Origin of the sequence: Rhizobium vallis (genome assembly GCF_003985155.1) — a bacterium.
Lineage (GTDB): Bacteria > Pseudomonadota > Alphaproteobacteria > Rhizobiales > Rhizobiaceae > Rhizobium > Rhizobium vallis.
Map to the genome: position 1 here is coordinate 1 of NZ_ML133693.1, position 12994 is coordinate 12994.

Here is a 12994-nt window from a genome sequence, read left to right on the forward strand (position 1 = left end):
GCGCAAGAGCTACCCAGGTGGGCGGGGTCAGCCTCCAGATCGAGGATGCGCAGACCGACGTCTCCAAGCAGCTCAACCAGGTCAACAATTTCATCGCAGCGGGCGTCGATGCGATTATCGTGACACTGGCGGATACTTCCGCGGCACCTGGCATCAGCGAAGCGGCGCAAAAAGCCGGCATTCCGCTCGTCTATCTCAATCTTCAGCCGGACAATATCGACCGGCTTCCCGAGAAGCAGGCCTATGTCGGCTCCAAGGAAACCGACTCGGGACGACTGGGCGCCGAGGCCGCCTGTGCGCTCTTGAAGAAGAATGGAAAGGCAGGCGACGCACAGGCCTACATTCTTATGGGCGATCTTGCCCACCAGGCCTCGCGCGACCGCACCTCGTCGGTCAAGAAAACGCTCGCGGCAGGTGATTGCAAGGGTGTGACCATCGCCGACGAGCAATCCGCCGCCTGGACGCGGACCAATGCGATGGACCTGACCACGAACTGGATCACCGCAGGCCGTCCTATCGACGCGGTCTTTGCCAACAATGACGAGATGGCGATCGGCGCGATCCAGGCACTCAAGGCCGCGGGGGTGTCGATGGACAGTGTCGTTGTGGTCGGTATCGACGCAACGCAGGATGCCCTGGCCGCCATGGCGAACGGCGATCTTGACGTCACCGTGTTCCAGAATGCCAAGGGGCAGTCCGCCGGGGCGCTCGATGCTGCCGTCGCGCTTGCCCGCGGTAACAGCGTCGACAAGCAGGTCATGGTGCCGTTCGAATTGGTCACGCCCACAAACATGGCCGAGTACGCACACCAGAACTGAACCTGCCTGGCCGGCGTCTCTTCCTCACGAGCGCCGGCCTTTTTTCGGAGAGCACAATGAACGGCATCGTCATCATCGGCGCGGGGGAATGCGGCACGCGCGCAGCATTCGCGCTACGAGAGGCGGGATATTCCCGATCCATCAAACTGGTCGGCGCCGAGCCCCATCTGCCATATGAACGGCCGCCGCTGTCGAAGCCTGCGAGCGGTGCGGTGCAGATGAAGCTGATCTGTACGGAAGACATGCTCGAGGCCGCCGGCATCGATTATATTAAAGGGCTGTCGGCCTCGAAGGTCGATACCGAAGCCGGCGCCGTAACCCTGAGTAATGGACGGGTGGTGGCTTATGAAAAGCTGCTCTTCGCCACCGGCGCGCGGCCGAGGCGGCTTACCTGCCCTGGCAGGGAACGCACACTCGACTTTCGCAGCCATGCCGATGCCGAAGCGATCTTCGCCAATGCCAGGGCCGGCCGCAACGTTGCCGTCATCGGCGGCGGCCTGATCGGCATGGAGCTTGCTTCAGTCCTTCGCGGCAAAGATATCGCCGTCAGTGTCATCGAAGCGGCACCGAAGCCCCTGGGACGCGCCGTCCCTCCACGCTTTGCAGAAAAGCTGCATGCCAGGCACGTAGCCGAGGGCGTCGAATTTCACCTGGACCGCGGCGTGGCTGGGATCACGGAGGATGGCGTCATCCTGACTGATGGCCGCGTGGTTCGAGCCGATCTTGTTGTCAGCGCAATCGGCGTTGCCCCGGATATTGCGTTGGCGCACGAGGCCGGATTATCGACGGGAAACGGGATCTTGACGGATGTCCATCTTCGAACCAGCAGGCCGAACATATTTGCGGCGGGCGACTGCGCTGCCGTGGGCCAGCCCGATGGAGGCCACATGCGTTTCGAGAGTTGGCGAAATGCGAGGGCCCAGGCCGAGACTGCGGCACGCAACATGATCGGTGCCGCGGAAGCTTTCGCCGCACTCCCCTGGTTCTGGTCGGACCAGTATGATCTCGGCCTCCAGGTCGTCGGGCTGCCGCAGCCGACACATCAAAGCGTGCTGCGTGCCACTATCGACGGCGAGCTTGAATTCTATCTTGATGCAAGCCGGCTCGTTGCTGCAGCCGGTCTTGGCGTCGGCAATGGCGTCGCCAAGGACATCAAGCTTGCGGAGATGTTGATTGCAGCCGGCATCAATCCCGAACCAGCCGCCCTGGCCGATCCGAGCCTGAACCTCAAGGCTCTGCTGAAAGGCACAAGGGCCGCATGATGCAGAAGCTGCTGATTTTCCAGTCGCTCTGGGCCATGGAGCGAAGACATACGGATGGGTATGAGCGCAGCCTTGACGAAAACATCGCGATGATCGCAGAGGCTGGCTTCGATGGCATCAGCGCACATTATACCAACCGGATCGAGACCATCAGGCTGAATGAAGCGATCCGAGGGACCGGATTGAAGGTCGAAGGCATTTGCTTCCCGCGCAGTGTCGAGGATTTGCGTCTGCCGCTCGAGCTTGCCGTTGAATTTCCGGTCAGCCACATCAACCTGCAACCCGATATCCGTCTGCGCCGCATCGAGGATTGCCTGCCACTTCTGGACGGCTGGATGCAGCTCGCCGAGGATGCCGGCATTCCCGTGTTCATCGAGACCCACCGCGACAGGATGACGACGGACCTGTTCTTCACCCTGGACCTGCTGGAGCGGCGGCCTGATCTGCCGCTGCTTGCCGACCTGTCGCATTTCCTCGTCGCACGCGAATTTCCTTATCCGGTCGATGCGGAAAGCCATGCCATGATCCATCGCATCCTGCGCAATGCCCGGGCTTTCCATGGCCGGGTCGGTTCGTGCGAGCAGGTGCAGATCGAGATCTCGTTTCCGCACCATCGGCCCTGGGTCGATCTGTTCCTTCAATGGTGGGACCTCGGCATGCGAGAGTGGCGCAGTCGTGCGGCTTCGAACGCCGAACTGGTTTTTACATGCGAACTCGGACCAAAGCCCTACGCGATCACCGGGCGCGACGGCAACGACAGCACCGATCGATGGACGGAAGCATTGTTGCTGCGGCAGATGCTTCGCGATCTCTGGGCGGGGATTTCCTGATTTCTACCCCAAGTGTGGCTGGCGATAAGCCGAACAGGGATGGTTTTCGCATCGAACCATCCCTGTCGGATACAATTCGCCCGGCGAAAATCACGAGGACTCAGACCTGTTCGTCGGACAAAGCGAGATCGCGGCGCAGCCATGATGGAAAGGGGCCGAGGCTGTTTGCCATGCGACGGCGTTTCCACCGGGCAATGACGGTTGCGACAAGAATCTCTCGAAAGCTAAATCGCGAGCAAAGCTCGCTCATGGATGTCGCCAGGCTCTCGCCGGCGTGCTGATTGTTCATGATCAATCGCGGTCAGAATTCTGAACCGCCCTTCTTTCAAACCTGAAGAGCGCAGCGCCGTATCGCGCGGACGTCGCCGTGCGCAGAGGCTGCGTGCGAAACGCGTGCCGTCTTCGGATGGTGAAGCTTGAAAGGTCTCGGATGTGATCGAGGGTAGGAGCTTCGGAAGCCTATGCCAAAGAGGCGTTGGACGAAGAAATATCTGTCATTGCACGCCTCCATTGTTGGTTGGTTCCTGCACTACCAATAGCTGATTGGGAAAAAGGAGGCAAGGGGGCACCTCATTCAAGCCTTCAAGATCGCCATCGATACTGATTTTCACCCGGAACCGATGTCGCCTCTGCATCGGCAATTGACCACGTCGAGAACATCGTCATAATAATTTTTGCACACGTGCTCAATTTTGTCACTCGGTCGTTACGTTCACCCCCTAGAGCAGGATACGCCACGTTCTCGCGGGGTCTTCGGAACGGTCGTCAAAACCGGTGATGACCCGCCAAGAGGCCTCACACCGCTCTTCCAGGGAGACGAAGAAGATGACCATTTTGCCGACATTGAAATCCCTTACCGTCGCAGCCGCCATCCTGGCCTCGACCTCTGCTTTTGCACTCGCCAAGGACGTTCACATCGGCGTCTGGGCCGGCGGCACCGGCCCCAACGACGTCTATCGCCTCGACGCCATCGAGATCGCAGCCCAGCAGCTGCAGCGCCAGGCCTCTCTCAAGGGCGAAGACCTGAAAATCACCGTCGAGAAGAAGGCCTATTCCGGCTGGGACGACTTCAAACAGGCGCTGACCCTTGCCGCCGAAGCCAAGACCGCCCCGAACATCGTCGTCAGCGGCCATGAAGATATTGCGCCGTGGTCGCAGGCCGGCCTCATCGTTCCGGTCGAGGATTACGTCGATCTCGACGCCTGGCCGCTCAACGGCATCTATGAAAACCTGTTGAAGATCGCCTCCTACAACGGCGCCGTCTACGGTGTCCCGCAGGACGCCGAATCCCGCCCGATGTTCTTCTGGAAGCCTTATATGAAGGCAATCGGCTACAGCGACGCCGATCTGGACGCGCTGCCGCAGAGCGTTCAGGACGGCAAGTATACGATGAAGAACCTGCTCGAAGACGCCAAGAAAATGCAGGACAAGGGTCTCGTCCAGCCGGGCTACGGCTTCTATCCGCGCACCAGCAACGGCCCTGACTATTGGCAGTTCTACACTTCGTTCGGCGGCACGATGGAAGAAAACGGCAAACTCGTTTTCGACAAGGCCGCCATGACCCGCACCTATCAGTTCTTCGCCGACGCCGTTAAGGCAGGCGTCACCAAGAAGAACCACATCGGTATGCCGGGCGACCAGTGGTGGAAAGAAGTCGCCACCGGCAAGGCCGGCATCTGGGACGGCGGCACCTGGCACTATGCCCGCCTCGTCAACCAGGAAGGTCTCAAGGACTTCTTCGGCAACGTGATCTTCACGCTGATCCCCGCCGGCGAAGGCGGCAAGGCCAACACGCTGACCCATCCGCTCGTCTACCTCCTGACCGCAGGTCACGACAAGGAAGACACCGATATCGCAGCCCAGCTGATCACCATCGCCTCCGAGCCGCGCATCAACGCGCTGCACGCGGTCAAGTCAGCCCATCTCGGCATTTCCGAGGCGGAATCGGAAGTCGACTTCTACTCGGCCGACCGCTGGACCCGCGAAGCGACCGAGCGCCTGTTGCCGCATGCCAATGCGATGCCGAACAATTCCGATTTCGGCAAATATTGGAACATCATGTGGAAGAACCTCGAAGCATCCTGGACCGGTGCCAAGACCGTCGACGCCGCCATCGGCGACGCCGAGAGCGAGCTGAAGAGCACGCTCGGCGACAAGATCGTCATCCGCTAAGACTGAAGCATTCCTCCGGGCGGCGGCAACCCGCCGCCCGGTCGATCCCGCGAGGAGGCTTCCATGAAATCGTCCAGAAGACTCGGACTGGTGATGATCGCACCCGCGGCGATCATGATCGTCCTCTTCTTCCTGCTGCCGGTCGTTCTGACGGCGGTCTTCTCGATGACCAACATGTCGACCGCGACGGGCATATCGGGCGGGGTCTACCAGATCGCCCCCAATTCGCTGATCACGCTGAAATCGGCAATGCCCGACATCGCCGCCGAATTGGCCGAACCGCGCTATGCGATCGATGAGGCGGGCCTCAAATCCGTGGAAGGCCTCGGGCTGGCGCCCGGCATCGCCGCGGAATTGCGCGCCAAACACAATGGCGAAGTCTTCCCGACGCGGCGCGACGCCGAGCGCATGATCAAGGATCTTGCCGAACGGCCTTCGACGCGCGACGTCAAGCAGATTTCCGAACAGTTCAACCGCTCCGTCGTCAACACACGCTTCGACAGCAAGGGTGAGCTCTTTTCGGCTCTCGATACGCTGGGCCTCAAGCTGACGCCGGAACAGAAGGAAACCGTCGCAGGCGCCACTTATACCGGCTGGACCTGGACGACCGACAATTTCTCGCGCATCGCCACCTCGCCCGACATGGCGCGCGTGCTTTTTAATACGGCGCTCTACGTCGCCCTGGTTCTGATGCTCTTCAATGTCGGCTACGCGCTGCTGCTGGCGATCTGGACGCATTACATGCCGCCGACGCCAGCCTCGATCTTCCGCGGCATTTGGCTGCTGCCGCGCATCACTCCGGTCGTCATCTATGTGATGCTGTGGAAATGGCTCGCCTGGGATACCGGCTTCATTTCGGTGCTGATGGGCAAATTCGGCTATCCCCCGAAGAATTATCTGCTCGACACCGCCTATCATGCCTGGTTCTTCGTCGTGCTGATCAACGGCTTCATCGGAGCCTCGATGGGCATGCTGGTCTTCTCCTCGGCGATGAAGGCCATTCCGAAGAGCCAGTTTTATGCGAGCGAGGTCGACGGCGCCTCACGCTGGCAGCAGATCCGCTACATCATCCTGCCGCAGATGCGCTGGCCGATCCTCTTCGTCACCTGCTACCAGACGCTGTCGTTGCTCGCCTCCTTCAACGAAACCCTGCTTTCGACAAATGGCGGGCCGGGTAATTCGACCGAGATCTGGGCGCTCGCCGCCTATCATACCGCATTGAGAAACTATGCCGGCAATCTCGAATACGGGCTGGGGGCCGCCATGGCGCTGGTGCTCGTCGTCATCGGCGTGACGCTGTCGCTGCTCTACCTGCGCGTCTTCAACTACGGCACGCTTGTCGCCAAGCCCCTGATCGAGGATTGACCATGGCCGAACGATCGCAGCCATCGGCAAATTACCGCAGCTGGCCTGTCATATCGGCACTGACCATCATCAGCCTGCCGCTGCTCCTGATGTACGTCTATCTCTTCCTCGACACCGTGACGGTGAAGCAGCCGGACGCGCTGCTGCCTTCCGGCTTCACGCTCCAGCACTGGCGCTTCCTGTGGCAGACGACGGCGGGCAAGGCCAACATCTGGCAGGTGACTGTGAACACGCTGCTGTTTTCGGCCTGCACCACCAGTCTCGTGCTCCTAATATCGTCGATGGCGGGTTACGTTCTCTCGCGATTGAACGTGCCGGCGCGAGGCTTCTTCCTCGCCGGCGTCATGGTGCTGCACGCCTTCCCGTCGGTGACGCTGATCATTGCCATCTTCATCGTGCTGCAGATGATCGGCCTCTACAATTCGCTGATCGGCGTCATCCTGGTGAAGGCGGCGATCGACCTGCCGCTCGGCATCTGGCTGATGAAGGGCTTCTACGACACCGTGCCGTGGGAAATCGAAATGGCCGGCGTCGTCGACGGCGCCTCGCGTTTCCGTGTCTGGAAGAGCCTCGTGCTGCCACAGGTCAAGCCCGGCATCATGGCGCTCGGCCTGTTCTCCTTCCTCGCCGGCTGGGGCGAGTTCATCCTGCCGCAGGTGCTGGCGCCAGGCAATGAGGTGCAGGTGCTCTCGGTCTATCTCGCGGGTTTCCTCGCCGACGACAACAATTACGATTTCAACATGTTCAAGGCGGTCGGCCTCTTCTACCTCGTTCCGGTTCTGATCGCTTATGCGCTCTTCAACAAATATCTCATGAATATCTACGGCGGCGGGAGCAAAGGCTGATGCGCATCCTCCTCGACAATTTTTCGAAGAGCTTCGGCTCGACCAAAGTCATCGAGAACATGCGGCTCGAAGTCGGCAGCGGCGAGATGCTGGCGCTGCTCGGCCCCTCCGGCTGCGGCAAATCGACGACGCTCTTTTCCATCTGCGGCATTCACCGGCCGACCGGCGGACGCATTCTCTTCGGCGACCGCGATGTCACCGACCTGCCGAGCCAGGCCCGCAATGTCGGCGTCGTCTTCCAGTCCTATGCGCTCTATCCGCATATGACGGTTACTGAAAACATCGGCTTTCCCCTGAAGGTCAAAGGGATGCCGGCTGCCGAAATCCGCAAGGAAGTCGACCGGATCGCCGCCCTCGTCCAGATCGGCAACCTGATGGGCCGACGGCCGGCCGAGCTTTCCGGTGGCCAGCAGCAGCGCGTGGCGCTGGCGCGCGCGCTGATCCGCAAACCCGACGTGCTGCTGCTCGACGAGCCGCTCGCCAATCTCGACGCCAAACTTCGCCTCGAAATGCGCTCGGAGATCCGCCGCCTGCAGCGCGAGACCGGCATCACCGCCATCCTCGTCACCCACGATCAGGTGGAGGCGATGAGCATGTGCGACCGCATCGCCATCATGAAGGAAGGCGAGATCGTCCAGATTGCCACGCCGGCCGAGATGTACAACGATCCTCGCACCGCTTTCGTCGCCGGTTTCCTCGGCAATCCGCCGATCACCTTCCTGCGCGGCATCATGCAGAACGGCGCCTTCACCATGCCGGAAAGCGAGATCCGCGTTCCGGTTTCGGTCAATGCCGCCGAAGGCACGAAGCTCACCCTCGGTGTGCGGCCCGAGCATTTCAACCCGGCCGGCGACGTCGCCGTTGCTGGCAAGGTCACCTTCGCCGAGACGCAGGGCCGTGAAAATCTCTACGACGTGCAGCTTAACGGAGGTTCGCTGCTCCGCTCCATCCAACCGGTCCGCAACGACGTCCATGTCGGCGACGATGTCCGTTGGGCGATCGACAGCCGCGGCGTGCTCGTCTTCGACGAAAATGGCAGGAGGCTCTGATGACCCGTGATTTCTCTCCGTTTTTTGCGCGTTACGCCTGGCCAACGACCAAGGGCCGGCTGCCCTTCTGCATCGGCCATCGCGGCGCCAGCGGCCATGAACGCGAGAACACGATTGCCGCCTTCCGGCGCGCCGCCGAACTTGGCGCGGAGATGTGGGAGCTCGACACGCAGCTGACCAAAGACAGCGTCGTCGTCGTTTCGCATGACGACCATCTGGAACGCGTCTTCGGCATCGACCGGCGCATTTCCGAGATGACGGCCGCCGAGCTCGCCGCGCTTGACGGCGTCGATGTCCCGAGTTTTTCGGAGGTCGCCGCCCTCGGGCGCAAGACGGGAACCGGCCTCTATGTCGAACTCAAGGCGCCCGGAACCGGCATGCTCTGCTGGCGCCGTCTTGTCGAAATGAACCAGCGTTTCGCCTGCCTTGGTTCCTTCGATACGGCGCAGGTGCGCGAACTCCGTGACGCAGGCTGCGAATTTCCGCTCTCGGTGCTGGTCCGTGTCGGCCACGATCCGCATGCTCTCGGCGACGAGGCCGGTGCCGATATCCTGCATCTTTGTTGGGAGAGGGCAGGGGAACGGCCGCAAGACCTGGTCACCGACACGTTGATGCGCCGCGCCTTCGAAGCGGGCCGCGAAATCGTGCTCTGGCACGAGGAGCGACCGGCCATTCTCGGTGAGATCATGAAGCTTCCGGTTCTCGGCATCTGCACGGATCTGCCCGATCTGATGCGGCCGTCGGCAGAGAGGGAAAAGGCAGTTGGCAGATAGGGACAAGGGACCGCGCAAGGTAACCTCCTTCGACGTGGCGCGTGTCGCCGGCGTCTCGCGCGCCGCCGTCTCGCGCGCTTTCACGCCGGATGCCAGCGTCTCCCCGAAGACCCGCGAAAAAGTCTATCAGGCCGCCAAGGAACTCGGCTATCGGGTGAATTATCTCGCCCGAAGCCTCACCAACAAGCGCTCCGATCTCGTCGGCCTCGTCGCCGCCGGCCTCGACAATCCGTTCCGCACGTTGCAGATCGAGCACCTCGCAAGAGCGCTGCTCGCCCGCAATTTCCGCCCCATCCTGCTGCCGACCTCGCCGGAGGCGGATACCTCGACGGTTATCGGCCAATTGCTGCATTACGCGGTCTCGGGCGTCATCGTCACCTCGGACGCTCCGCCGACCGAGATCTGCGAACAGTGCGCGGCCGAAGGCGTGCCGATCGTGCTGATCAACAAGGGCGACGACATTCCCTTCGTCGACCGCATCATCTCCGACGACCGCATGGCCGGGCATCTGGCGGCAAGTCACCTGATCGACAGCGGTGTACGAAAGCCCGCCGTGATGGCGGCGTCCGCGATATCCTATACGGCGCGGCGTCGCAGCGAGGCCTTCGTCGCGCGCTGCAAGCAACTCGGCGTCGAGGCTGAGTTTCTGCATGTCAGGATCAACGACTACCGAAGCGGCTATGATGCGGCGGGCGAGCTTGCCGCGTCGGGCATCGACGGGCTGTTCTGCGCCAACGACTACATGGCCTGCGGCGTGGTCGACCGCATCATGCAGGGCCGCGGCCGCGATGACGCGCCGCCGCTTGCCATCATCGGCCATGACGATATTCCGCAGGCGAGCTGGAGCGCCTACGAGCTTACGACCATTCGCCAACCCTGCGATCTCCAGGCCGAACAGACGGTCGATCTGCTGATGAGCCGGATCGCAGAACCGGATTTAACGGCGCGTGTCGAATTCACGCCGGTGACACTGATAGAAAGAAGGACTGCCTGATGAAACCCGCATTCGACGCCGCCGCCTTCCGCGCACGGGCGGAGGTCGCGATCACCATCGCTCTCGAGGTCGGACGGGAAGCAGCCCGGTTCCGGCGCGACTCCAATCCCGGCACACTGGCCGTCGAGAACAAAGGATTGCAGGATTTCGTCACCGTCGCCGACAGAAGGGCCGAGCAGGCCATTCGCGACGGGCTGCTGTCACGCTTTCCGAACGATACCTTCATGGGAGAGGAGAGCGGCGGGCAATCGGGTGGGACCGGCACCTGGGTGGTCGATCCGATCGACGGCACGACCAATTATATCAGGGGCTTCCGCCACTGGGGCGTCTCGATCGCCTTCGTCGCGAGCGGCAACGTCGAGATCGGCGTGGTCTACGACGCCGCCGAGGATAAGGTCTTCCACGCCGTCAGCGGCGGCGGTGCCTTCAAGGACGGCAGGCCGGTCCATGCGGCGGCGACCGCCGATCCGGCCAATGCGCTCGTCATTCTCGGTCATTCCCGCAAGACAAGCTTCGACGATCATCTCGCACTCTCCAGGCGGCTCCACGAACGCGGCATGGACTATCGCCGCATGGGTGCCGCCGCCATCGATCTCGTCCGCGTCGCCGAAGGCACTGCCGATCTCTATTACGAACGCCATCTCAACGCGTGGGACATGCTCGCTGGCGCGCTGATCGCTAGAGAAGCCGGTGCGATGGTGGCAATGCCGCCGGTTGAAAGACTGCTTGCGGATGGCGGACCAGTCATTGCCCATTCGCCCGGCCTTGCCGGCGAATTCGCCTTCATCCTCGATCTCGAAGGACTGGCGCCCGTTACTCGTTAATGCGCCTGCGCCATGCGCGTTCGGTCGCCGGCGCCTCGTCGGTGGTGATCTGATCCGGCTTGAGCGCCATCAGCGCCGAGAAGTTCAGCCATTCCTCCTCGCTGAACCCGGCCTCCGGATCCTTCAGGGTGAAGGTCCAGGCATCGACGCGTTTGCCGTGGTCCTGGCAGAGCGCGATCATATCGAGCCCCTCTTTGGCGGCATCCAGAATCAAACGCCAGTGCAGATAGACCGTGTCCGGTTCGGTCGGGCCGGTGAGGTCGGCGCGCAATTCCGCCTCGACCGCCTTCCAGCCATTGGCCTTCCAGATGTCATAGAGCTTGTCGGTGGGATCGATGCCGCGCAGCAGGTGCGGCAGCTTCTCCTTGACGGCAACGATGAGATCGAGGCTGCCGCCGCTGACGATCACCGATGCGGCGACATCCCGGAAGTGCGCGGCAAGATGCTCAATGCCTTTGGCACCGATCGCTTCATAATCGTCCTTCATGTCGAATTGCAGCAGTGCGTCCGGATGCGTCGATTGCATCATCGCGGCGAGATCCTCACTGAGGATCAGCGGCCGTCCGCCTTCCTTCATCAGCACACCGCTGAAGTCATCGATGCTCTTCTCGGCGATCGGTCCATGGCCCGTCGTCTCGCCTTCGAGCTCTCTATCGTGCAGCACGACGAAGCCGCCATCGGCGCGCACGCGCAGATCGAGCTCCATCGAAGCGCCAGCCGCAAAACCCTCCGCCATCACCTCGGCTGAGAACAGCGGATCGGCAAAGCGCTTGCGCAGCCGATGCCATTTCAGCCGGGTGCGATGCCCCTCATGCGAAATCTCAAGGCCCTGAACATTCGCCACGTCAGTCATCTGCATCAGCCTCCGCGATGCCAATCTCCTGCCTTGACTGCTGCCGATTCTCAAGGGCCGAAAAATGCTTTCATCGGGATGCCGGACAGTTTTCGCCAGGCCGGCCGGACCTCAGCGGCTATAAGCCGCGGCGATCGCCTCGGAGGCGGCTGATATATCCGCGGAATGGCCGGCCTGCCTGAGCGCAATTCCATAAGCCACGACATTCGAAAGCACCGTCTGCAATGTGGCGCGCGGGCCGGTGTGGTTGAACCGTATCAGACGGGCCGGAGCGGTTCCCACGCCTTCCGTGAGCTCGACGCCCACGCGCACGGCGGTTGCGATCAGCGAAGCGGGCGTGAGCGTTTCGGGTACAGGCACCGCCGTCACCAGGTTCGAGGCCTTTGCCGGCGGCACCCAAGCCCCAGCACCGAGTGCTGCAAGCCCCGCCTGTGTCGCCGATGCCGCCAGCGCGTGACGGGCGATAACGTTTTCCAGCCCTTCGGCCTCGATGCGGTCGAGTGCCGCTTCCAGCGCGAAGAATTCCAGCGGCGCCGGCGTTCCGGGCAGATCACGCCGGCCGCCGTCGAGCCACACCTTCAGATCGGCCAGCGACAGGATCGAATCGCGCGGTGCGCCGTCCCTCAGGATCAGCTCCCAGGCGCGGCGGCTGACAGAGAGCGCGGATATCCCAGCGGGACCGGCGAGCGCCTTCTGCGGGCCGATCACTGCGATGTCGATGCCGAGAGCGTCGACGGAGAGTGGATGGCCGCCGACCGAGGCGACCGCATCGACGACGGTGACGATGCCGCGGGCACGTGCGAGCGCCAGGATCTCGGGCAAAGGATTGAGAATACCGCTCGCGGATTCGGCATGAACCAGGGCGAGCACATCGATGTGAGGAGCCGCGTTTAGTGCTTTGGCCACGGCTTCGATCTCAATCGGCAGGCCTGGTTCGGCAACGATTTCCCTGACCGTCGCACCGCCCCGGCGCAGCCATTGCCCGAACCAGCCGCCATAAGAGCTGGTGACGATATTGAGGGCCGAAAGGCCGGGGCGGGCAAGGCTGGCGGCCACGGCTTCCAGCGCGACGACGGCCTCGGCCTGGACGAATACGATATCGTTGCGGCTCAGCAATATCCTGCCGATCCTGTCGGCGAGGCAGGCATAGTGCTCCGCGGGATAGGAGGGGACACCGTGCAGGGGATTCCAACCGGGATCGGGCATGAC

General features: G+C 62.2%; 13 protein-coding genes. 10 read left to right on the forward strand and 3 right to left on the reverse strand.

What is annotated here, in order from left to right; genetic code table 11:
* From EFQ99_RS21370 to EFQ99_RS21380, 3 genes are all read left to right on the forward strand, one after another.
* A partial coding sequence (locus EFQ99_RS21370; protein WP_164736418.1) for a substrate-binding domain-containing protein occupies positions 1 to 818 on the forward strand: 818 nt, incomplete at its 5' end.
* A gap of 56 nt (positions 819 to 874) precedes the next feature.
* Positions 875 to 2080 (forward strand): NAD(P)/FAD-dependent oxidoreductase, encoded by a 1206-nt coding sequence (locus tag EFQ99_RS21375; protein WP_126923223.1) that lies wholly within the window; start codon positions 875 to 877, stop codon positions 2078 to 2080.
* The gene (locus EFQ99_RS21380; RefSeq protein ID WP_164736419.1) at positions 2077 to 2910 is read left to right on the forward strand and encodes a sugar phosphate isomerase/epimerase family protein; all 834 of its coding nucleotides are present in this window, start codon (positions 2077 to 2079) and stop codon (positions 2908 to 2910) included. The genes EFQ99_RS21375 and EFQ99_RS21380 overlap by 4 nt, the downstream gene beginning before the upstream one ends.
* A gap of 100 nt (positions 2911 to 3010) precedes the next feature.
* Here EFQ99_RS21380 and EFQ99_RS21385 read toward each other — a convergent pair whose 3' ends face one another.
* Positions 3011 to 3199 (reverse strand): hypothetical protein, encoded by a 189-nt coding sequence (locus EFQ99_RS21385; protein WP_126923224.1) that lies wholly within the window; start codon positions 3197 to 3199, stop codon positions 3011 to 3013.
* A 536-nt stretch (positions 3200 to 3735) separates the two neighbouring features.
* Between EFQ99_RS21385 and EFQ99_RS21390 the strand changes: the two genes are divergently transcribed.
* The 7 genes from EFQ99_RS21390 to EFQ99_RS21420 all read left to right on the forward strand — a co-directional run bounded on the left by EFQ99_RS21390 (position 3736) and on the right by EFQ99_RS21420 (position 10932).
* Positions 3736 to 5082 carry an extracellular solute-binding protein gene (locus EFQ99_RS21390; protein WP_126923225.1) on the forward strand — a complete coding sequence of 449 codons (1347 nt, stop codon included), beginning with the start codon at positions 3736 to 3738 and terminating at the stop codon, positions 5080 to 5082.
* A 63-nt stretch (positions 5083 to 5145) separates the two neighbouring features.
* On the forward strand, positions 5146 to 6447 hold the full coding sequence (locus EFQ99_RS21395) for a carbohydrate ABC transporter permease (RefSeq protein ID WP_126923226.1): 1302 nt from the start codon (positions 5146 to 5148) through the stop codon (positions 6445 to 6447).
* Between the two features lie 2 nt (positions 6448 to 6449).
* On the forward strand, positions 6450 to 7292 hold the full coding sequence (locus EFQ99_RS21400; RefSeq protein ID WP_126923227.1) for a carbohydrate ABC transporter permease: 843 nt from the start codon (positions 6450 to 6452) through the stop codon (positions 7290 to 7292).
* On the forward strand, positions 7292 to 8341 hold the full coding sequence (locus tag EFQ99_RS21405) for an ABC transporter ATP-binding protein (protein ID WP_126923228.1): 1050 nt from the start codon (positions 7292 to 7294) through the stop codon (positions 8339 to 8341). The genes EFQ99_RS21400 and EFQ99_RS21405 overlap by 1 nt, the downstream gene beginning before the upstream one ends.
* Positions 8341 to 9114 carry a glycerophosphodiester phosphodiesterase gene (locus EFQ99_RS21410; RefSeq protein WP_126923229.1) on the forward strand — a complete coding sequence of 258 codons (774 nt, stop codon included), beginning with the start codon at positions 8341 to 8343 and terminating at the stop codon, positions 9112 to 9114. Before EFQ99_RS21405 ends, EFQ99_RS21410 begins: the two co-directional genes overlap by 1 nt.
* Positions 9104 to 10108 (forward strand): LacI family DNA-binding transcriptional regulator, encoded by a 1005-nt coding sequence (locus EFQ99_RS21415; RefSeq protein ID WP_126923230.1) that lies wholly within the window; start codon positions 9104 to 9106, stop codon positions 10106 to 10108. The genes EFQ99_RS21410 and EFQ99_RS21415 overlap by 11 nt, the downstream gene beginning before the upstream one ends.
* The gene (locus tag EFQ99_RS21420) at positions 10108 to 10932 is read left to right on the forward strand and encodes an inositol monophosphatase family protein (RefSeq protein ID WP_126923231.1); all 825 of its coding nucleotides are present in this window, start codon (positions 10108 to 10110) and stop codon (positions 10930 to 10932) included. The genes EFQ99_RS21415 and EFQ99_RS21420 overlap by 1 nt, the downstream gene beginning before the upstream one ends.
* Here the strand turns inward: EFQ99_RS21420 and EFQ99_RS21425 are convergent.
* Both EFQ99_RS21425 and EFQ99_RS21430 read right to left on the reverse strand, forming a co-directional pair.
* The gene (locus EFQ99_RS21425; protein WP_126923232.1) at positions 10922 to 11791 is read right to left on the reverse strand and encodes a glycerophosphodiester phosphodiesterase; all 870 of its coding nucleotides are present in this window, start codon (positions 11789 to 11791) and stop codon (positions 10922 to 10924) included. The two genes, EFQ99_RS21420 and EFQ99_RS21425, sit on opposite strands and share 11 nt — an antisense overlap.
* 105 nt (positions 11792 to 11896) lie before the next feature.
* On the reverse strand, positions 11897 to 12991 hold the full coding sequence (locus EFQ99_RS21430) for a pyridoxal-phosphate-dependent aminotransferase family protein (protein ID WP_126923233.1): 1095 nt from the start codon (positions 12989 to 12991) through the stop codon (positions 11897 to 11899).
* Positions 12992 to 12994 lie beyond the last annotated feature (3 nt).

Coding starts and splice junctions, on each gene's coding strand:
- EFQ99_RS21420 (WP_126923231.1), top strand. CDS start 10,108: ATGAAACCCGCATTCGACGCCGCCGCCTTCCGCGCACGGGCGGAGGTC.
- EFQ99_RS21395 (WP_126923226.1), top strand. CDS start 5,146: ATGAAATCGTCCAGAAGACTCGGACTGGTGATGATCGCACCCGCGGCG.
- EFQ99_RS21425 (WP_126923232.1), bottom strand. CDS start 11,791: ATGCAGATGACTGACGTGGCGAATGTTCAGGGCCTTGAGATTTCGCAT.
- EFQ99_RS21375 (WP_126923223.1), top strand. CDS start 875: ATGAACGGCATCGTCATCATCGGCGCGGGGGAATGCGGCACGCGCGCA.
- EFQ99_RS21430 (WP_126923233.1), bottom strand. CDS start 12,991: ATGCCCGATCCCGGTTGGAATCCCCTGCACGGTGTCCCCTCCTATCCC.
- EFQ99_RS21385 (WP_126923224.1), bottom strand. CDS start 3,199: ATGAACAATCAGCACGCCGGCGAGAGCCTGGCGACATCCATGAGCGAG.
- EFQ99_RS21380 (WP_164736419.1), top strand. CDS start 2,077: ATGATGCAGAAGCTGCTGATTTTCCAGTCGCTCTGGGCCATGGAGCGA.
- EFQ99_RS21400 (WP_126923227.1), top strand. CDS start 6,450: ATGGCCGAACGATCGCAGCCATCGGCAAATTACCGCAGCTGGCCTGTC.
- EFQ99_RS21405 (WP_126923228.1), top strand. CDS start 7,292: ATGCGCATCCTCCTCGACAATTTTTCGAAGAGCTTCGGCTCGACCAAA.
- EFQ99_RS21410 (WP_126923229.1), top strand. CDS start 8,341: ATGACCCGTGATTTCTCTCCGTTTTTTGCGCGTTACGCCTGGCCAACG.
- EFQ99_RS21390 (WP_126923225.1), top strand. CDS start 3,736: ATGACCATTTTGCCGACATTGAAATCCCTTACCGTCGCAGCCGCCATC.